Source organism: Idiomarina sp. PL1-037, from assembly GCF_034422975.1.
In the GTDB taxonomy this organism is placed as follows: Bacteria; Pseudomonadota; Gammaproteobacteria; order Enterobacterales; family Alteromonadaceae; genus Idiomarina.
The window spans coordinates 232,825-252,639 of sequence record NZ_CP139873.1 but is presented as its reverse complement, the minus strand read 5'-3'; the positions used below and the strand labels follow the sequence as shown (position 1 = coordinate 252,639).

Here is a 19,815-nt window from a genome sequence, read left to right as displayed (position 1 = left end):
AATAAAGTTTCTTACTCCAGTAAGGATTGCAACAAACAGGCCAGCTCCTACCCCGTTAGGATTATTGACTCTCCGGGGTGCCGCGGTACTATCAACCCAACCAAGAAGGGTATTTTTAACCTGGGCAGTCAATTTAACCATGTTGCAAGAAAGTCTATTAGCAGACCTGCTTACCGAGCAGCCTGCAGCGGTCCGTTTACAAAATTTGGTCAACACCTTGCGCAGCCACTTCAACTGCGGTGCAGTGGTTTTATTGAAGCTGGATAATGAAGTGCTGCAACCGGTTGCTATTCAGGGGCTGGTACGCGAAGCTCTGGGCCGCCGCTTTGTTGTGGCACAGCATCCCCGGTTAGCGGCATTGCTGGCTTCTCGCAACCCAGTGCGGTTTGAGCACGACTCTTCATTACCAGACCCCTACGACGGACTGCTCGCTGAGCAGCCAGGTAATGCGCTACCCGTTCACGACTGCATGGGTATGAGTTTGTATCTGGAAAATAAGTGCTGGGGTGTACTGACCTTAGACGCACTGCAACCCGGCACATTTACCGACAACTCAATGATTGAACTGCAAAAGTTTAGCTTGTTCGTTGAGACCGCCGTTCGCATTGGTCAGCTGGAGCAAAACGTCAGGGCTCTGCGACAAGGCCAGCAGCGCACTATGCCAAAATCCGGAACCACAGAAAGAAACGAGTCGGAAATTATCGGGCACAGCAACGCCATTGAAAGTGTGCTCAAAGAACTGCGGGTAGTTGCCAGTGCCGATTTACCCGTGTTGCTGCTGGGCGAGACCGGTGTCGGTAAAGAGCTGTTTGCCCGTGAACTGCACTTGCTCTCACAGCGCAGCGACAAACCCCTTATTTATGTAAATTGCGCGGCTCTGCCCGAGTCACTTGCAGAAAGCGAGCTTTTTGGACACGTAAAAGGGGCGTTTTCCGGCGCAACCAGCGACCGTTCAGGACGCTTTGAAGTGGCGCACGGCGGTACGCTGTTTCTGGATGAAGTTGGCGAGCTGCCACTATCCATACAGGCTAAATTGTTGCGAGTACTGCAAAACGGTGAAATTCAGCGTTTAGGCTCTGACAAATACCGAAAAGTAGATGTTCGCCTTATAGCCGCCACCAACCGAAATCTGCGCCAGCAAGTCAGTAATGAAACTTTCCGCGCCGATTTATACCACCGCCTTTCGGTTTATCCTTTGCCAATTCCGCCATTACGTGAGCGCGGTGACGATGTGTCTATTCTGGCCGGACATTTTCTCGAGCTAAACCGGGCTCGTCTGGGGTTGCGGGCTTTGCGCTTATCGCCGGAGGCTGAGCTTGCCATACAGCAATACCAGTGGCCGGGTAATGTGCGTGAACTGGAACATGTTATAAGCCGGGCCGCTATTAAGCTGCTTAGCCACGGTGTGGAAAAAACCGATATTGCCACCATTGAACCCGACATGCTGGATCTGGATGTGCAACTGCCTTTGTCAGCCACCACCGACTCTGGAAAAAACTCCGCAGGAACCAGCTTACCTCCGGCTAACGTGTCGATGAAAGAAGCGGTAAATTATACTCAGCGTAAGATGATAGAAGCGGCTTTGAGCCGTCATAACAACAGCTGGAGTCAGGCCGCTAAAGACCTGCAGCTGGATGCCAGTAACCTGCACAAAATGGCCAGCCGATTAGGAATGAAGTCGTGACGCGGGAGCTGTTAATTCGGTTATTGTGGCGCGCTCTGGCGCTATTTTTTGTATTGCTTGGACTTATTGGCATTGCCCTGCCGGTAATGCCCACAGTACCTTTTCTCATTGCTGCATTGTGGGCTGCTAGCAAAGGCTGGCCCCGGCTTGAAGCCTGGCTGCTTAACCACCCTAAATACGGCCCGGACATAAAAGCCTGGCGCGAACACCGGGTCATTAAACGCCGCTCTAAGATAATCGCCTTAGTCATGATGGCAACCGGGTACCTGGTGCTATGGTTATTTGTTCCGCAGGTTCCGGTGTGGTTAAAAGCAATTGTCGGGGTTGTTCTGGTTGTGGTCGGGTGCTGGCTGGCTACGCGCCCCGACCACTCTCCGCAAGAGACTTAACCTGGGTTACCGTCGGCGCGGGGGGTTGTCAGAACCTTAAAATAAACCACCACATAAATACCATAAGCCATTGTCCAGGCTATAGCGCTAAACATTAACCACTGGCTGGCTAAATCAGGAGCCAGCCAGATTAAGAAGACCCGAGTTAATGCGGCTATTAATACCAGTAAAAATGCGCCGTTCATTATCAGTTTGGGTTGCAACGGACGCCCACTATGGCCTAGCGAAACGCGCGCTATCATGCTGAGGATCATATTCCCCATAGCTCCGGCGGTTAAGGCATGCAGCGCAACACTCTGAGTCAGGTCAAAGCCCGCGTAACGCAATGCAAATAAGGCCAGCCCAACCGGAATAAACCAGTAAGCTAAATGCAATGACCAAAGCAGCGGTACTCTCCAGGTTATCCAGATTTTCCAGCGCGCAACTCTTACACCGGTAGCCACCGCTGAAACACCAAATAAAACGACCATTATCTGGTTAGGTAACAGCGTGTGCAGATTCAGAAAGTGCACAGCAAAGATAAGCCACAAGCTGCCTAAGGCGATGCGATCAAGCCAGACAATTGGCGTTACTTTGGGCGTTTGAGTACCGTTGGCAGTAAACATTGGCAGCACTCGTCCGCCAATAATAGCCATTAACAAGGTCACCAGAAATACTGCGTTGTAAGCACCAAGCACCTGAATATGATAGTGACCAAAGTGTAAGCCGTAGTGCATAAGCAAGTTGCACACCGTCAGCAACAGCAAAATGGGCACAAAGAATAAATTCCGGGTCTGATTTACTTTTAACACCATACGCCCGAACAGCAACGCGGCAACAGGTAAGAGACTGACATCCATGGCTGCAACCAACCACCAGGGCAGTTCACCGCCCAACAGCAACATTAGCCTGGCGGCTGCCCATAAAACGGTCAGGATAAGCAGAGTCTTGCCATGTGGTGCCCTAAGTCCGGTCCAGTTCTGCACCGCAGTTAATAAAAAACCCAGGACTATGGCAATAACAAAGCCAAATATCATTTCATGGCTGTGCCAGAACATAATGTTGCCGTATACAGGCAAACTGAGCTTTCCACCAAGTGCTAACCCCCACAGCAGCATCGCTATGGCGCTAAACCCAGCCCCTAAAAGGAACAGTGGCCGAAACGCCTGCCGCAGAATAGGAGTTAACTGCTCTTCTTTTTGTCTGTCTGTGATTTGCATCACTGTCACCGCTTATTAATAAAAGATACATTTTTAATATACCTTTTATTTTGACGAAGATCGACGCTCTACCACTAAAAGTCAGTTAATACCTATTTAGAGATTCTAGCCTGTCGCTAAACCCGCCAGTTGTAACCAATAGCCATTGTTCTCTTTGCTTGTCAGGGTCACGGGGTGTTCCCCATTGATATTACTGCGAAAGCGTTGTAGCCAATCGAAAGTTCCCTCAGGTTGCGGACTAATGCGCACAATATCGACCAGGCCATTCATACCCGGTAACTGGTTTATCAGGTTATAACGGGTACCCGATTGCGTCTGAATACCATTAAGCACAAACACCTGCTGACCTTCCTGGCTTTTCACCTCACGGCCTTCCGGGTACTTTATGCAACACAGCTCGCACTGATCTTTCGGGCGGTTCTCCGAGCGGGCAGTAAAGCAGCGACCAGACCAGGCCAAAGGTATATGACCAAAGGAGAAAACTTCCACGTCAAAGCAGTCCCTCACGGTGTCGATAAGGTTGTGCTGTAAAACGTCCTGCAGCCAGTCGCGGGAAAGTTCAAACGGAACCACCCAGCGAGTCATGCCCATATCAATGAGACGGCGCAGGCTCTGGTGATTATAAATATTAATGGCCGGCCCGGCGGTGAAGTTCAGCCCCTGCTCCTGCAATAAGTTAATAGCGCAGACATCATTGGCTTCGACATCAAACTCGCCATTATCGCAATATTTACCCAGCTCCCTTAGTTCAGCCGGAGCCTCTAGTAGAGTCATTGTCGACAGCGTTACTTTTTTCCCGGCTTCTCTTAGCATCTGCGCTATCGCCAGATAGTCATCCAGCTTTAACTCACGACGCTTACTGCAAACGGTTTCGCCCAGATACACATGGTCAACATCTGATTCCGCGGCTTGCTGGTAAAAATCAAAAACTTGCTGTTTCGGCCAAAAATACAGAATAGGTCCTAATGAAAACTTCATGTTGGTTACTTCCATTTCCGGTGGTACGCGCCGAGCGTCGTTTGACTGCCCTCAGAGAGTGATGACAGAACTGAGTTCCAGTTATCCACTACTTCAAAGTTGTCGGGATCTGCCATGACCGTATCGATAGCCTGACGCCACACCCGGGTAATTTGCGCCACATAAGCCGGACTCCGTTGCCGTCCTTCAATTTTCAACGAAGCAATGCCTTCTTTATAAAGTTGCGGCAACAAGCTTAAAGTGTTCAGGCTGGTGGTTTCTTCCAGCACATTGTAGATTTCATCATCAACCGAGAAACGCCCCTTGCACAAGGTGGGATAACCGGCCTTCTCGTTTTCATCAAAACGGTCGATAAGCACACCGTTAAGTCGAGATTCCAGTTTGTTGTCCTGTTCGTCCCACTCGACAAAAGCTGCAGGCGAGCAGGCACCTGCTGTATTGGGTGACTCACCGGTCAGATAAGAACTTAAGTAGCAACGCCCTTCCGCCATAATGCAGAGGCTACCAAAAGCAAATACCTCCAGCTCGACATCCGTCGTACGCGCCAGTGCCCGCACCTGCTGCATAGACAGCACTCGGGGCAAGACCACCCGCGACACGCCAAACTGCTGGTAGAATCGAATGGCTCCGGCGTTGGTTGCAGAGGCCTGTACCGATAAATGCCGTTCTACTTTCGGGTATCTTTCGGCGGCGTAAGCCAATACAGCTAAGTCAGCGATAATCAGCACGTCGGCACCCGCCAGCACAGCATCATCAACCGCCTGACGCCATTTCTCCCACCTGTTGGCATGCGCGAAGGTATTAATGGCAACGTGCAGTTTACGCCCATGCTTGTGTACATAGTCCGCTGCTTCCGATAGCTTCATCTGGTTTAAATTTAAACCTGCAAAATGACGCGCATTGGTTTCATCTTTTAGTCCCACATAGACCGCATCGGCACCATTTTCTATAGCCGCTTTTAATGCAGGGATACTTCCGGCCGGACACAGCAATTCCATTTAAAACCTCTATTTAATATTTTGTAGCGCACTAATTATTAATTCATTATAGTGCTCGAAATTTTATTTTTTGTTGCAAACGGAGAAAAACATGAATACCACCAATTGGGTATCTTCTATACCTAAATTAATTCGCCCAATAAATAAATTAATTCCGTCTCAATTTATTAACTTTGGATCTGAAAAGTTATTAAACCTTTTATTTAAAGAAGAAATTTTTTCAGGAGAGCTTAATTTTATTTCCGGAAACATAATAGAGATAAAGGTCAAAGACATTGATTTATCTCTATTTTTGACGTTAAAAGGAAATCAACTGAAATCCCTTAAGGGCCCAGTAGAAGCAGACGTACAGCTATCATCAGACGCTGACGCACTGCTTTTACTGATTTACGGAAAGGTTGACCCTGATACACTATTCTTTAATCGAAAACTAATGGTGAAAGGCAATACCGAATTAGGGTTACATTTAAAAAACTTCTTAGACACTATTGAGGTAAATCAAAAGCTACCAAGGGCCTTATATTTAATAGGAGAGCGCTTTAGTGATTTTATTTATAAAGAAAAAGGTGAAACAATACAGATAAGTTAATTAAATAGTTTTTGACTGGGGTCAAGAGGTGGTTATGAGTACAGTTACCTGGGATAAAGAGTTAATAGAAAAATACAATATTAATGGGCCTCGTTATACGTCTTATCCCACAGCGTTAATGCTTTCCGAACAATTTTCAGAGAGCCGCATAGAAGCCGCGCTGAAAAACGCAAATGACGGACTGTGTCTGTATTTGCACTTACCTTTCTGCCACAAGCTTTGCTATTACTGTGGTTGCAATAAAGTTGTTACCCGCCACCAGCATAAAGCCGATAAGTACCTGGATTATCTCGCCCGCGAAATGGCGATGTATCAGCCTATGGTAAAGGACAAGAAGATCCGCCAGATTCACTTAGGCGGTGGCACCCCGACCTTTTTGACCGAACAGCAACTGACCCGCCTAATGGAACTGGTTAATCAGCATTTTACCTTCGCGGATAATCCTGAGGTCAGCATAGAGATTGACCCGCGCAGCTGCAGCGACGAAAAGCTTCGCCATTTACGCGATTTAGGTTTTAACCGTGTCAGTTATGGGGTACAGGACTTCGACAAGAAAGTTCAAATTGCGATCAATCGCGTACAGGATATTGAGCTTATTGCGCATCAGCTAAAACTCAGTAAAGAATTAGGCTTTGAGTCAATTAACTTAGACCTTATTTACGGCCTGCCTTACCAGCGCCCGGAAACCTTTAAGAAGTCTATTGAGCAAGTCATTGAAATGGATCCCGATCGCATTTCGGTGTTTAGCTACGCCCATTTACCCCAGCGTTTCGCCGGGCAGAAAAAAATACCGGAAGAATCCATTCCACAGCCGTCGGTTAAGTTGAGCCTGCTGGAACAAGCCATTACTCAACTGAATAACGCCGGTTATCAATTTATCGGCATGGACCATTTTGCAAAAAAAGACGACGGTCTTGCCATAGCCCAGCGCGAAGGTCGCTTGCAGCGTAACTTCCAGGGCTACACCACCGACGGTCAGGACGCACTGCTGGGCTTAGGTGTTTCATCAATTAGCCAGGTAAACGGTGTGCTGTGGCAACACGAAAAAGAGCTACCGGCTTACTACAAAATGATAGATAACGGACAAAAGCCCATAATAAAAAGCATGGCGTTAAACGATGAAGACAAGCTGCGTGCCGCATTAATTTCTCAGGTTATTTGCCATTTCGAGCTTGATATAGAAGCTTTTAAAGCAGAGTGGGATCTGGACGATTTTTGGGCTCATTTCGCCGAAGCCATACCGCTACTAAAGCCATTCATTGAAGACGGCTTAGTCGACGTTTCCGACAAAAAGCTCCGCGTCACTGACTTAGGTCGCCTCTGGGTTCGCAGCATCTGCGCCTGTTTCGACGAATACCTAGACCACGGCCAAAACCGCTACTCCAAAGTCGTTTAGCTGGCTGGGGGCGGTAACCCGGCCTCGGTTACGCTTGGAGAGCTGATAAGAAAGACGCCGTGAACCCCTCCATGGGGGCTTGGGTGGCGCCATCCAAGCCTTACAGGGACGTACTTGCAGGCGTCTCTCTGAGCCGGAAACCTTAACCGCAAGAGAGTTCTTTCCCCCTCCCCGCTAGCTGAGGAAGGTGGCTTGGTTTAGCCATAGGTGTAGCAGGATGCTGGCTGCGTAACCTATTGCTATTACCGGTGTCCATTTTAGATGCGACATAAAGGTGTAGTAACCTCTGGCTTGTCCCATTAAGGCAACGCCTGAGGCGGAGCCGATAGAAAGCAGGCTGCCGCCGGTACAGCAGGCCAGGGTTATGAGCAGCCAGTGTCCGGTGGACATTTCAGGGTCCATGGACAGTACCGCGAACATCACCGGAATGTTATCTACAAGAGCGGAGACCACGCCAAGAATACTGTTTGCTATGGTTGGGTCTAAACCACCATAAAGAGACTCGGACAGTAAACCTAAGTAACCCATAAAGCCTAAACCACCAACGCATAAGACGATGCCGTAGAAAAACAGCAAGGTGTCCCACTCGGCACGGGAAACCCGGCTGAATACATCGAATGGCACGACACCACCAAGTTGTTGCAGGCGTTTTTGGTCGCCCTCGCGTTCTGCCATTGCCCGTTTGCGCGCCAGCGAACCCGGCAGGGTCATACGCAGGAAGTAGCCGAAGAACTGTAAGTAGCCCAGCCCCATCATCATTCCGAGCACCGGCGGTAAATGCAGCCAAATGTGACATGCAACGGCGGTTGCGACTGTTAATAAGAACAAGAGCGTAATGCGCAAGGCTCCGCGCTTAAGTTCCACTTCTGTATGTAATGTTGTCGGGCTTTTTTTCTCAATAAAGAGGCTCATGATAACTGCGGGTATTAAGTAGTTCACCAATGCAGGCACAACCAGCTGTAAGAACTCAGTAAACTCTACCTTGCCGGACTGCCAAACCATAAGTGTGGTTATATCACCAAATGGGCTATACGCGCCGGCAGCATTCACGGCTATAACAATGCTGGAGCAGCAAAGCGCGACAAACTTTTTATTGCCCTCGGCAACTTTCATGACCACAGCCGACATTAACAGAGCGGTGGTCAGGTTGTCCGCAATAGGCGAAATGAAAAACGCTAAAAACCCGGTTATCCAGAAGAGCTTTCTATAAGTGAAGCCCTTTTTCATCAACCAGGCGCTGAGCGCATCGAACAAACGCCGCTCTTCCAGAGCATTGATGTAGGTCATTGCCACCAGCAAAAACAACATCAGCTCCGCAAATTTTAATAAATTTTCCCGGAAGGCTTCTTCGGCGAGGGCGGCGTTGTCGCCAGTGTAAACAAACCCTATGAGTATCCATATAACTCCTGCCGCTACCAGCACAGGCTTGGATTTTCTCATGTGCAGTTTCTCTTCACCCATCACTAAAATATAAGCAAGAATAAAAATGACGATGGCAGCGTAACCAACGGTCGATGAGGTGAGATCGATACGGTCAGCAGAGGGTTCTGCAGCCAGTACTGATACCGAAAACAGCAGCGAAATGACGGTAAACAGTAATCTTTTCATAGCGTTTTTTCAGTGCAGTTCAGAACCAAAATATAAACTGCACCAACTCTCCTAGTTGGTTGGTGGTTAAGAATGAAAATGGTTGATTATTCCGGCAGGAATTTTCGCGCGGAGATTACCACAAAACTCGAATTTTGAGAGCTACAGAAAGAGGGAAAACTCATCCCTCTCTGTCAGCATTTTGTGCCACTTTAGCTAGCTCTGCGAAATACCCTATTGGATTGTGCCGCACCCACAGCAACCTCTGCAGGCTGCTTGCGATGATAATGACGCAAATGGTGCTCTTTTCGACGGCCTGCACTAAAAGCAGACACTCGTTTTAAGTAACCAATCACCCGGGTTCCGTAATCAATGTCTTCAGAGCCACAGCTGGAACATTCGCTTAAGGTGCGTTTATCAATCTGCTCACAGGCATTACAAATGGTAATTTTGACGTTAATGCAAAAGTAATTACAGCCCGTTTTCGCCGCAATGTTCAGTAAGGACAAATACCCAGAGGTATTGAGCTTTTCATCAAGGTTCAAATGCAATGCCGAACCGCCATCCAGGTATTCAATCAATTCTTTTCCGTGAAGAACCAGTTTATCCAGTGCATTGGCGTCTTCGTCTTCTACGGCATAGAAGTAGGAGTTGTAGCAGTCACGGCTCACTTTATAACCGTCAGATCGATCCCACTTGGCGTTCTTCACGCCCAGGTTTTCTGCTGGCACAAACTCTGTGTTGAACATGTACCCGTATTCTTTTTTAGCGGCCTTGTTTGCGTCATAAATGACTTTTAAATGGCTTTGCACAAAATCTTTATAGGCCTGGTTGTTACCTGCAGTAATCCCCTGCGATTCCGCCGCTTCAACCATGCCGTTAATACCAATAGTCAAAAACTGCTTGTCCATGGTAATAAAGCCGGCGTCATAGACCGTTAACAGACCCGCTTCCTTGTATTCTTCCATCAGTTTTCTGTAAGCCACCTGATATTTGTGGATTTTGCGGACTTCTTCCTCTAAATCTCTGCCATCCTGCACCAAACGGTTCATGTTCATGGTAATGACATTAATAGAGCCTGTCGCAACACCACCGGCACCCAGGGTATAAGAAAAGGTATTGTCGCTAATTTCACTGCGTAGTCGGCAACAGGACGCTAACGAGTCGGCATTGTCAGATAAGTAAACAAAGAAGGAGTTGCCATTTGCCATTTCCCCGGCTATTTTTTCGGCAAATGCCTGATCTTTGCACTGACCGTTGTCAGTTAACATGGCCACAGTCACCACCGGGAAGGTCAATATCGTTTTTTCACGTTCCTTATTAAACCAGTCCAGGAAGAAGTCCTGTAATGCGCTAACCGAACTCCACTCAGGTTTGGTAAAGTCCGCAGGGAAAACAAACTCGCCAAACATACTGTCAAAGTAATGCTGGTCGTAAATGGAAATATTCCAGAATACACTCTGGTAGCCGCGGGCCGCCGCAGGCTGATTCAGCGCATAGACCACGTGCTGCAGGTGGTTTTCAATTTGGTGACGATGCGTATTCAAATAGTCGTAACCGTAGTCTTTGCGGGCAAAGTAGTCGAAGTAGGTTAGAAACTCGACCGTAGCAACAGCCCCGGCAAACTGCGAACTCACGGCAAAAACAAAGTTCACAAAAGTACCGCAGAAAGATTCCAGATGCTTAGGTGCCTGAGACTCGCCACCCAGCCTAGTTAAACCGTCACGTAAAAACGGATACATGGTGACTGAAACACAGTAAGGTTTCAGGCTGGTTTCGTCATGTACGTATATTTCATGATCTTCAATTTGTCGAACGTACTCTTTCGCCAGATCATTACCGAAGAGTTCGCTAATTTTATTACTGACCTGTTTGCGGTTAACCTGCACAAAAAAGTCCTTCATTAACTCGGCTTCAAGCGTTGCTATATTCTTTTGTGTGACGTTGGCGTTTGCATCCATTTTCGAGCCATCGGCCGCGTTTTGAGCATGCAGATACTCGTGAATGAAATCGACTTTGCCAGTGACTTGTTCTTCGTTTAAGCGCAACATAATTATTCTCCTGTTTGAAACTCGCAGTTCAATAGCTGCAATGTCCGTAAGTCATAAAAGCGTTGGTTGGTGGTTGGGCTTTCCAGCCCGCCCCGGGCAGCTATCCACGGCCCTGTTTTTAAATAAGTCAGTTGTTCGCGAAGGGATATAGAGACGCTTTCATAGCCTGTATACAGGCAGGTCTCCAGCCCTTCGTTTCGTATTTGCTTTAATAGTTTCAGTAGTGCTGTGGGCTGCCATTCGCCGCCCAGAAATAAAACACAGGTTATTAATCCACGGTATTTTTGCAGCTGCTGTGCCAGATGCTCCTGGGTTAGAGATGAGCCACTTCCCACCGGCCAGCTATCCACACTATGGCAACCTTTGCACCCCACCGGGCAGCCCGTAATGGTGTAAGCTAAAGTCACTTCTCCCGGAACTTCCTGCCAGACAATTTGCTCTGCACTGTAATGTAGCCTTGTAGGGTAAACCGCCATAAAACACCATATATTGTTATTAATATAAAAATAATCACTACATATTGTGCTTCAGCATAGTTAAGTCTGTTTCGGGTGCATTGATCACGCTCAAGATTTAAGCAAGAAGAAAAAAATGACAGGAGCCTTAAAGAGATACCCATTAAAGGGTAGAAATAACCTTTCGGGTACTTTTGACCATAAAAGTAAAAACAACCTAATAAACTTAAGTTATAAATACCCTTTTGAAATTAAATCCATTATTTATCAGTAAATTAAACTATGGCCTCAATATTGCACTTAGGTGAATGCATAGCGAATTAATCAAAATTCTCTGCTCATAAACCTATGGAGTAACAATATGAAGCTGTTCAGCATCAAGGAGGTCAATTATGGCCGGTTATCGTAAGCTTTGGTGGACGCTAATTGCGGTTCTCGCAATTACCTTTGGACTTTTAGGGTACTTCGGAACAGAAGTTTACCGTGAGGCTCCGCCTATTCCGGATAAGTTCATGAGTACCAATGGCAAAGTCATTGCAACCGAAGAGTCTGTTTTAGACGGGCAAACCGCCTGGCAGTCTGTTGGTGGCATGCAACTGGGTTCCATTTGGGGGCACGGTGCTTACCAGGCGCCCGACTGGACAGCTGACTGGTTACACCGCGAACTTATTGCCTGGTTGGACATTCGCGCGAACGAAGTCTTTGGCAAACCCTACGAACAGCTTGAGGGATCGCAGCAAAATCAACTGGAATACGAGCTGAAAGAAGAGTATCGGACCAATACTTACGATAAAGCTTCAGATACCGTTATTCTCAGTGAGCGACGCATTCAGGCTATTGAGCAGACCGGCGAGTATTACTCAAAGCTGTTCAGCGATGACCCGGAGCTGCGCCCTACCCGCGTCAGCTACGCCATGAAAGAAAATACGCTTCCTTCAGAAGCGCGTCGTGCGGTAATGAACGACTTTTTCTTCTGGACAGCCTGGGCCGCGTCGACAGAACGTTTTGACTCAGATATTACTTATACCAACAACTGGCCACATGAAACCTTGATAGATAACGTGCCTAGCGCGGAGAATATTATCTGGTCAATTGTCAGTGTGATTCTCTTAATTGCCGGTGTCGGCTTCTTAATCTGGGCATGGGCGTTTTTACGTCAACACGACGAAGAAGACCCTGTTGCGCCAGAGCATGATCCCATAGCCAAAATTAAGCTCACGCCCTCACAAAAAGCCTTAGGTAAATACCTGTTTATTGTGGTTGCGCTGTTCTCGCTACAAGTTTTACTGGGTGGATTAACCGCACACTACACAGTAGAGGGACAGGAATTCTACGGCATTAATATTTCCGAGTGGTTCCCCTACTCACTAACCCGTACCTGGCACATTCAGGCTGCCATGTTCTGGATTGCCACTGGGTTCCTGGCTGCAGGCCTCTTTCTTGCGCCGATTATTAATGGCGGTAAAGATCCCAAGTATCAGAAACTGGGTGTCGATATCCTGTTCTGGGCATTGGTGTTAGTTGTTGCAGGTACCTTTATTGGCAACTGGTTAGCCATTGCGCAAATTATGCCTGCACACCTGAACTTCTGGTTAGGTCACCAGGGTTACGAATACGTCGACTTAGGTCGCCTATGGCAAATTGGTAAGTTCCTGGGTATCGTTTTCTGGCTGGTTCTGATGATGCGTTGTGTTGTCGGCGCATTTAAAGTGAAAGGTGATAAAAACTTACTGGCGTTATTTACCGCTTCGGTTGTTGCCATTGGCCTGTTCTACGGTGCCGGCTTCTTCTACGGCGAGCGTACTCATATTTCTATTATGGAATACTGGCGCTGGTGGATTGTTCACCTTTGGGTAGAAGGCTTCTTCGAAGTGTTCGCAACTGCCTCACTGGCCTTTATTTTCCACAGCATGGGCTTGGTTTCCCGTCGCATGGCAACCGTCGCTGCGTTAGCTTCCGCGTCGCTGTTTATGCTCGGTGGTGTACCAGGTACGTTCCACCACTTGTATTTTGCCGGTACAACCACTCCAGTCATGGCCGTGGGTGCAACGTTCTCAGCATTAGAAGTCGTGCCACTGATTGTTCTGGGCTATGAAGCCTGGGAGAACTACAGCCTGCAAAAACGAGCAACCTGGATGCAACGCATTAAGTGGCCGTTACTTTGCTTCGTTGCGGTTGCCTTCTGGAACATGCTGGGCGCGGGTGTACTCGGCTTTATGATAAACCCACCTATTTCGCTGTACTACGTGCAAGGCTTGAACACTACGCCAACTCACGCACATGCAGCTTTATTTGGTGTGTACGGATTCCTGGCACTTGGTTTCGTCCTGTTAATTTTGCGCTACATTCGCCCGAACCTGCAGTTCGATGAAAAACTGATGAAAATGGCATTCTGGACCATGAACATTGGCTTAGCACTCATGCTTTTCACCAGCCTGTTGCCGGTCGGTTTCATTCAGTTCTACGCCGCCGCCAGCGAAGGCTTGTGGTATGCACGCAGTGAAGCCTTTATGCAGCAGCCTCTGCTACAGAACCTACGCTGGTTCCGTACGGTTGGTGATATGGTCTTCATCGTGGGTGCATTAGGCATCAGCTGGCAAGTTGTAAAAGGCTTAAAGCATAAGTCTGACTAACCCTTAATAAACCAAGCTTCTGCAATTGTTGCGGAAGCTTGGTTTTTCTTTTGTGAGGAGTTTACTTGAAGATGTATGAGCCGCCCCCCTAGCACCCTCGCAATAAAGTGATGGATTAATTCGCACTTATTTGTTCCCCTCTTTCGAAATGCTATATCATGTGCCGGAACTTTCACTCAGGACGTCGCCCGGAATGATACGCAACGCTTCTATAATTAATGTCTTCAGAGTATCGCTTGCGCTTATCGTGATTATTGCCAGCGCCTCTTCTCTATCTGCATTCTGGCTTTTGGAAAAATCAGAGCAGGACGCGGAGTTAATTAACGTTGCGGGCTCACACCGGATGAAAGCCTACAAGTTCGCATTACTGCTATCCGCCGGTAAGAATATTAAGGCCAGCAAAACGGCACAAGAAATAGAAACACTCTGGGAACAGCCTCTTCTTCATCGTCACTTCGTAAAAGCCGGCGGGAGTATTCAGCAGTTAGCCAACGACGCTAAAACCGAATGGCAGCGGGTGCACTCGGAAATAGCAGAGCAAGATTTTGCTCGCTTTTCAGAGCAGCAAAGTAACGCTATAGACAACTATGTGAATCAACTCGACACTTTGGTCGGCCGGCTGCAGGAGCATTCAGAAAGACGAATGGAGACGGTTCGTAGCTCACTGGCTTTAGCCTCATTCTTTATCGTTGCCATATTTTTCTTTTTACTTACCGTGCTAAAACGAAAGATCAACCAACCGCTTCGACATCTGCTGGCAGTTTCCAAGCGTTTGGGTCAGGGCGACTTTACCGCTAAGTCAAAAATTGATAATGAAGATGAAATAGGCCAGTTGTCCCGCACCATGAACAAAATGTCGGAGACAGTCAGCTACTTTTATGGCGGCCTTGAGCGCCGGGTAGAGCAACAAACTCAGGAACTGTCCCGCAAAAACAAGGTGTTATCTTTTCTGTACGATACCGCCCGCTCCATTATCGTTCACAGTTATGACTACAATAATTACCAGCAAGTCATCGAAAAGCTGTACGAAATTGGCGAAGTAGACGACATTGAGTTGTGTCTGTTAACAGAAGAAGGCAATCGCCCATTTTTGCAACTGCAACCGCGCCCCAGTTCACACGACCCCTGTGAAGCTGGTAACTGCGCCAGCTGTCTTAAAGCTGGCCCAGGAGCTTCGGTAATAGATGACAAGCTGGTGTACCGCTTTGTGCTAAAACGGGAAGATCAAAACTACGGTGTACTCATTGTTCGCTGCGAGCAAGAACAGCCTCTGGCAACCTGGCAACAGCAATTGATGAGTTCAACAGCGGACCAGCTTGCCTTATCGCAAAGTCTGAAATCGGAAGAAGAGCAAGTGCGCCGGCTGGCACTAATGCACGAGCGTACCGTTATAGCCCGCGAGCTGCACGACTCACTGGCGCAGGCTTTGTCCTACTTAAAAATTCAGGTTACGAGACTACACAAAGGCATTGAGAAGAACGATCGCGCCACTATAGATGATGTCAGTAACGAGCTGAGAGAGGGCCTAAACTCAGCCTACCGGCAGCTGCGGGAATTGCTCACGACTTTCCGCTTAAAAGTTGATGGCTCAGGACTTTACAGTGCATTGCAGACGACGGTTAAGCAGTTAACCGAACAAAGTCATATGGTTGTTCACCTGGATTACCGCCTTAATAATATTCCTCTAGTGCCTCATGAAGAGATCCATTTACTGCAAATTATTCGTGAAGCCAGTCAGAACGCGGTAAATCATAGCCAGGGAAGGGAAGTGCACATTAGCCTGTCGCAACCCAGTGGGCAGGACGTGGCACTTAGGATCACTGACGATGGCATCGGTTTGCCTGAAAACGCGGAGAAGGTTAATCATTACGGGTTAGCGATTATGCAGGAACGCAGCCGTAACCTTGGTGGTGAAATAACAATTTCAAGACTGGAAAGCGGTGGTACAGAAGTTTGCTTTACCTTTACACCGGACTACTTGCTGCAATAGAAAAATACCCAACCCGCCCTTAAGGGTTATAAAACTGGCCATGACGACGCAAATAGACAAAGCCATTTAACAAGAATCCGATAACATAAAAGACAATGAAATCGATATAAACGGTATCCATACTTTGCGACTGCATAGCCCAGGCGAAGCGCAAGGGCAAATAAACCGCACCCAGCATGGCGATAGTGCCAGCCCAAATTAACACTCTGTGAGTATAAGTTCTGGGAAAGACTTTCGTCATACTGACAACGACCGAGCCGTTCCCTAAAGCACTGGTAAAAATCAGCCCTAGCATGCTGATGAAGAATGGCTCAAAGTAGAGTTCAGCGGCACCATGTTGAGCAAGGTACATATAGCGGCCAGCCAAAGCCCCAAATATCATCATCAATAGCAAACTCATTTGCGTTATCAGGGCGCCACCAAAAATAGTTGCCAGCCAACGTCCAAAAGGCCTGGCTAACAAAGCAACAAAAGGCCCCATCCACACCAGAATTAAGGTGCTGTAACCGAACACAAATTCCAGCATCAGCGGTAATGCCATAGTAAAACCGATAAAACTGCCAAACGTCATGTTGTACAAAATACTGCAATACCAGACATGCCCATTTTGAGTCAGCAGCTTTCTCAAGGTAACTTTGGGTAATGACTGTTTGTGGTTTGACAATAAAGCAGCGGCTGCGCTCAAAGTGGCTGTCAGGCCAAAAAGAATCGCCCAGACAAAACTGAAATTGTTTAACCGAATAACCTGGCCTGCCTCAATGCGAGAAAAAAAGTGACCACTACTGCGTTCAAGTATAAGAGCGGAATCTACCGAAGACAGCGGCCAGGTGGCCAGCAGAGGAACAACCAACTGAGCTAAAAACAGAGAGAATATCGTCATGCCAATAACCAGGCTCATGGACAACGGCAAGGGGAGCATGATCTTTGACTGACGGGTTAAGTCGAATGCGGGCGCAAACATCATGCAGCCAACGCCTGAGCCGGCAGCTAAAGCAACCAATATCGAATAGCTCAGCTGCATAGCTGAAAATTGAACAAAGCTGATAATACTCATTAGCAGCATAAGAGTAGCGATAACTGTAGGCATCCACCGTCCGAAGACGTTTGCCAGCAGCGTTCCTAACAGCTTGGACACAGCCCCGCTTGCGCCTGCAATAGCAACTAATGACAACAACTGAACCGGGCTTAAATGGAGATTTGATTTGGCCAGCAATACAACAATAACGCTCCAGCTTGCCCAAAAGGTGACACCCAGTAATAACACACTCAGTGTTAACCCACGGGAAAGCGCGCGAGAACCGAGGTAATCGCGAATATCGCTCATTGTATTCGCTTGCGAAGCTTTGCCCATAACATTGCAATTTGTTGTCATATTCACAGAGTAAAGACTGTGCAACTATGAGGGTTTGGATACAACTCACATCAAGAGTTAGTTTTGGGTTTATTATTGGGTAAGCAGCTACCTCTTTAGGGGGAGAGTTTTATTCAGAAGTGTAAGTAGTGCTTGTCCGCGGTGAATTTGTACACAAGCTATGTCAAACTAACCGGGTTCAATTTACAAGGGAGAATACTATGACAACCGATGCGGCCAGCATTATGCTAGTGGATGATCATCCGCTACTGCGCAAAGGACTAAAGCAGTTGATTGCAATGGAAGATGATATGACCGTTATTGCAGAAGCCAGTAATGGCCCGGACGCCTTGCTGTTAGCGGCTGAGCACGACCCTGACTTAATTGTTCTGGATTTGAACATGCAGGGTATGGATGGCATAGAGACTCTGAAAAGACTCCGCGATTCAGGAGTCACCTCGCGGATTATCATGTTAACAGTGAGTGATGCTGATGATGATGTGGTTGCGGCAATAACTAATGGTGCTGACGGTTATCTACTAAAAGACATGGAACCAGAGCTGCTACTGGAACAGATTCACCGCGCTGTTACCGGCAAAATGGTTTTAAGCGAAGCTATTACCGAAATACTGGCGACCGCCCTGCGCCAACCAACGCAGTCCACCACTTCGCAGTTAAGTAACTTAACCAATCGCGAGCACGAAATTTTAAGCTTAATTGCTAAAGGGATGAGTAATAAAGTCATTGCCCGCGAACTGGATATTTCAGATGGCACGGTTAAAGTGCACGTAAAGCACTTATTGAAAAAACTGGGACTACGCTCGCGGGTTGAGGCCGCCGTATGGATGGTCAACCTTCAGGGTAATAAAACGCCTCAATAAGGACTGATAATAACGGTCCATGACTGGGAGGGTACTTTGCCAACATGTACCCTCGCTATCTCTCCTTGATTTGCGTCAACCTGCCAATTTCCTGACTCTGTTATTCTTCGTCATTAGTTTGGTGATACAGGTGTTTTATGTCAGCCGCAAATTTCCGTCCTGAGTTACTTTGTCCTGCCGGCAGCCCCGAAGCTATGCGCATGGCGTTTGCTTACGGTGCAGATGCCGTCTACGCCGGCGAACCTCGCTATAGCCTGCGCGTACGCAATAACAGCTTTACCCTGGAGAATTTAGGCGATTGCATTAACGAAGCTCACCAGCAAGGAAAACGTTTTTACGTTGTGGTCAATATTGCGCCACACAATGCCAAACTGGCCCGGTTTGTTGAGCACATTTGTACCATTGTCGACATGAAGCCCGATGCCTTAATTGTGTCCGATCCCGGCGTGGTTATGTTGCTGCAACAATATTTTCCCGAGCAACCTCTGCACTTATCTGTGCAAGCCAACACGGTCAACTGGGCGGCACTTCAGTTCTGGCAACAACAAGGCATTGAGCGGGTAATTTTGTCTCGCGAGCTGGGGCTCAAAGAAATTGCTGAAATGCGCAAGCAGGTACCGGACATAGAAGTTGAAGTATTTGTACACGGCGCACTGTGCATGGCCTACTCCGGGCGCTGCCTGCTTTCTGGGTATATGAACAAGCGCGACCCCAATCAGGGTGCCTGCACCAATGCCTGTCGCTGGGGTTATGAAGTGCACCAAGCAAAGGAAAACGCTGTGGGTCAATATGAGCCGGTACTTCTCGGCGACCCGAAGCGTCCGCAGGACTTGATGTTGCTGGATGAAGACATACACGGCTCCTACATCATGAACTCGAAGGATTTACGCGCGGTTGAATACGTAAAGGACTTAGTTGAAATGGGTGTGCATTCCTTAAAAATTGAAGGTCGCACCAAGTCAGACTATTACATTGCCAGAACCGCTCAGGTTTATCGGCGCGCAATTGACGACGCCGTGGCCGGTAAGCCTTTTAATAACGAACTGCTTAGTGAGCTGGAAGGTATGGCAAACCGGGGCTTCACCGCAGGCTTTTTGCAACGCCATACGCCACAAGACTTACAGAATTATGAACGTTCGCACAGCGAAGGCGAGCATATTCTGGTCGGGCAACTGGCAGCAGCAACTGCAGACACTAGCGTGTATGAAGTTGAGGTGAAAAATGGCTTTTCTATTGGAGATGAACTGCTGCTGATGACACCCAAAGGCAACTATCCGTTTCAATTGACACACATGGAGTCACTTAAAGACGAGGCCATGATCCGCGCCCCCGGTTCCGGTTATCAAGTGAAACTGCAGACGCCGGTCAGCATAGAGAAAAACGATGTTCCTTTTTGTTTTCTGATAAAAGAAGCAACCGTGAGGAAAGTAGCATGATTGTCATTAACGATGGCTGTATTAACTGTGATGTTTGCGAACCCGAATGCCCAACCGAAGCTATTTCTATGGGCGACAGCATTTACGAGATAGACCAGAACAAGTGCGTAGAGTGTGAAGGTTATTACGATACACCAAACTGCTACGCGGTATGTCCGGTAGAGGCTGTCGATATTCTACAAGATAAGGGGTAACTCT

At 47.8% G+C, this 19,815-nt stretch carries 16 protein-coding genes; 9 read left to right on the top strand and 7 right to left on the bottom strand.

The genetic code is table 11. The annotated features are described in order from the left end of the window. Positions 1-139: 139 nt before the first annotated feature. On the top strand, positions 140-1,684 hold the full coding sequence (norR, locus tag U0358_RS01100; RefSeq protein ID WP_322406733.1) for a nitric oxide reductase transcriptional regulator NorR: 1,545 nt from the start codon (positions 140-142) through the stop codon (positions 1,682-1,684). After that, entirely contained in the window at positions 1,681-2,073 is a 393-nt protein-coding gene (locus U0358_RS01095) for a YbaN family protein (protein WP_317498129.1), read from the top strand. The genes norR and U0358_RS01095 overlap by 4 nt, the downstream gene beginning before the upstream one ends. Here U0358_RS01095 and U0358_RS01090 read toward each other — a convergent pair. From U0358_RS01090 to ubiU, 3 genes are all read right to left on the bottom strand, one after another. Next, a complete protein-coding gene (locus U0358_RS01090; protein ID WP_322406732.1) occupies positions 2,070-3,272 on the bottom strand; it encodes an NnrS family protein in 1,203 nt (400 codons plus the stop codon). The genes U0358_RS01095 and U0358_RS01090 overlap by 4 nt on opposite strands. 105 nt (positions 3,273-3,377) lie before the next feature. After that, entirely contained in the window at positions 3,378-4,250 is an 873-nt protein-coding gene (locus U0358_RS01085) for a U32 family peptidase (protein WP_322406731.1), read from the bottom strand. A gap of 5 nt (positions 4,251-4,255) precedes the next feature. Continuing rightward, positions 4,256-5,248, bottom strand: a complete 993-nt coding sequence (gene ubiU / locus U0358_RS01080; protein WP_322406730.1) for a ubiquinone anaerobic biosynthesis protein UbiU — start codon at positions 5,246-5,248, stop codon at positions 4,256-4,258. 91 nt (positions 5,249-5,339) lie between these two features. Here ubiU and ubiT point away from each other — a divergent pair, with 91 nt between their 5' ends. Further along, a complete protein-coding gene (ubiT, locus tag U0358_RS01075; RefSeq protein ID WP_322406729.1) occupies positions 5,340-5,837 on the top strand; it encodes a ubiquinone anaerobic biosynthesis accessory factor UbiT in 498 nt (165 codons plus the stop codon). A 34-nt stretch (positions 5,838-5,871) separates the two neighbouring features. Continuing rightward, entirely contained in the window at positions 5,872-7,233 is a 1,362-nt protein-coding gene (gene hemN / locus U0358_RS01070; protein WP_322406728.1) for an oxygen-independent coproporphyrinogen III oxidase, read from the top strand. Positions 7,234-7,407: 174 nt separating this feature from the next. On the opposite strand, the gene nhaD is transcribed toward hemN, so the two are convergent. The 3 genes from nhaD to nrdG form a co-directional block, all read right to left on the bottom strand. Next, positions 7,408-8,841, bottom strand: a complete 1,434-nt coding sequence (gene nhaD / locus U0358_RS01065; RefSeq protein ID WP_322406727.1) for a sodium:proton antiporter NhaD — start codon at positions 8,839-8,841, stop codon at positions 7,408-7,410. Between the two features lie 191 nt (positions 8,842-9,032). Beyond that, the gene (gene nrdD / locus U0358_RS01060; RefSeq protein WP_322406726.1) at positions 9,033-10,871 is read right to left on the bottom strand and encodes an anaerobic ribonucleoside-triphosphate reductase; all 1,839 of its coding nucleotides are present in this window, start codon (positions 10,869-10,871) and stop codon (positions 9,033-9,035) included. 2 nt (positions 10,872-10,873) lie between these two features. Then, positions 10,874-11,347: an anaerobic ribonucleoside-triphosphate reductase activating protein gene (gene nrdG, locus U0358_RS01055; protein WP_322406725.1), complete on the bottom strand. Its 474-nt coding sequence runs from the start codon at positions 11,345-11,347 to the stop codon at positions 10,874-10,876. 371 nt (positions 11,348-11,718) lie between these two features. Here nrdG and U0358_RS01050 point away from each other — a divergent pair, with 371 nt between their 5' ends. Continuing rightward, complete coding sequence (locus U0358_RS01050) at positions 11,719-13,959, top strand: nitric-oxide reductase large subunit (RefSeq protein ID WP_322406724.1); 2,241 nt, start codon at positions 11,719-11,721, stop codon at positions 13,957-13,959. Between the two features lie 193 nt (positions 13,960-14,152). Next, a complete protein-coding gene (locus U0358_RS01045) occupies positions 14,153-15,949 on the top strand; it encodes an ATP-binding protein (protein WP_322406723.1) in 1,797 nt (598 codons plus the stop codon). Positions 15,950-15,968: 19 nt separating this feature from the next. Here U0358_RS01045 and U0358_RS01040 read toward each other — a convergent pair whose 3' ends face one another. Continuing rightward, a complete protein-coding gene (locus U0358_RS01040; protein ID WP_322406722.1) occupies positions 15,969-17,273 on the bottom strand; it encodes an MFS transporter in 1,305 nt (434 codons plus the stop codon). Between the two features lie 248 nt (positions 17,274-17,521). Between U0358_RS01040 and narL the strand changes: the two genes are divergently transcribed. From narL to U0358_RS01025, 3 genes are all read left to right on the top strand, one after another. Continuing rightward, a complete protein-coding gene (narL, locus tag U0358_RS01035) occupies positions 17,522-18,181 on the top strand; it encodes a two-component system response regulator NarL (RefSeq protein ID WP_317498117.1) in 660 nt (219 codons plus the stop codon). 137 nt (positions 18,182-18,318) lie between these two features. Then, positions 18,319-19,617, top strand: a complete 1,299-nt coding sequence (yegQ, locus tag U0358_RS01030; RefSeq protein WP_317498116.1) for a prephenate-dependent tRNA uridine(34) hydroxylase TrhP — start codon at positions 18,319-18,321, stop codon at positions 19,615-19,617. Continuing rightward, positions 19,614-19,811, top strand: a complete 198-nt coding sequence (locus U0358_RS01025; RefSeq protein WP_322406721.1) for a YfhL family 4Fe-4S dicluster ferredoxin — start codon at positions 19,614-19,616, stop codon at positions 19,809-19,811. The genes yegQ and U0358_RS01025 overlap by 4 nt, the downstream gene beginning before the upstream one ends. Positions 19,812-19,815 lie beyond the last annotated feature (4 nt).

Bases quoted from the DNA above. Each gene is read 5' to 3' on its own strand.
- norR (WP_322406733.1), top strand. From the start codon at position 140: ATGTTGCAAGAAAGTCTATTAGCAGACCTGCTTACCGAGCAGCCTGCA.
- U0358_RS01090 (WP_322406732.1), bottom strand. From the start codon at position 3,272: ATGCAAATCACAGACAGACAAAAAGAAGAGCAGTTAACTCCTATTCTG.
- U0358_RS01085 (WP_322406731.1), bottom strand. From the start codon at position 4,250: ATGAAGTTTTCATTAGGACCTATTCTGTATTTTTGGCCGAAACAGCAA.
- ubiU (WP_322406730.1), bottom strand. From the start codon at position 5,248: ATGGAATTGCTGTGTCCGGCCGGAAGTATCCCTGCATTAAAAGCGGCT.
- ubiT (WP_322406729.1), top strand. From the start codon at position 5,340: ATGAATACCACCAATTGGGTATCTTCTATACCTAAATTAATTCGCCCA.
- hemN (WP_322406728.1), top strand. From the start codon at position 5,872: ATGAGTACAGTTACCTGGGATAAAGAGTTAATAGAAAAATACAATATT.
- nhaD (WP_322406727.1), bottom strand. From the start codon at position 8,841: ATGAAAAGATTACTGTTTACCGTCATTTCGCTGCTGTTTTCGGTATCA.
- nrdD (WP_322406726.1), bottom strand. From the start codon at position 10,871: ATGTTGCGCTTAAACGAAGAACAAGTCACTGGCAAAGTCGATTTCATT.
- nrdG (WP_322406725.1), bottom strand. From the start codon at position 11,347: ATGGCGGTTTACCCTACAAGGCTACATTACAGTGCAGAGCAAATTGTC.
- U0358_RS01050 (WP_322406724.1), top strand. From the start codon at position 11,719: ATGGCCGGTTATCGTAAGCTTTGGTGGACGCTAATTGCGGTTCTCGCA.
- U0358_RS01045 (WP_322406723.1), top strand. From the start codon at position 14,153: ATGATACGCAACGCTTCTATAATTAATGTCTTCAGAGTATCGCTTGCG.
- U0358_RS01040 (WP_322406722.1), bottom strand. From the start codon at position 17,273: ATGAGCGATATTCGCGATTACCTCGGTTCTCGCGCGCTTTCCCGTGGG.
- narL (WP_317498117.1), top strand. From the start codon at position 17,522: ATGACAACCGATGCGGCCAGCATTATGCTAGTGGATGATCATCCGCTA.
- yegQ (WP_317498116.1), top strand. From the start codon at position 18,319: ATGTCAGCCGCAAATTTCCGTCCTGAGTTACTTTGTCCTGCCGGCAGC.
- U0358_RS01025 (WP_322406721.1), top strand. From the start codon at position 19,614: ATGATTGTCATTAACGATGGCTGTATTAACTGTGATGTTTGCGAACCC.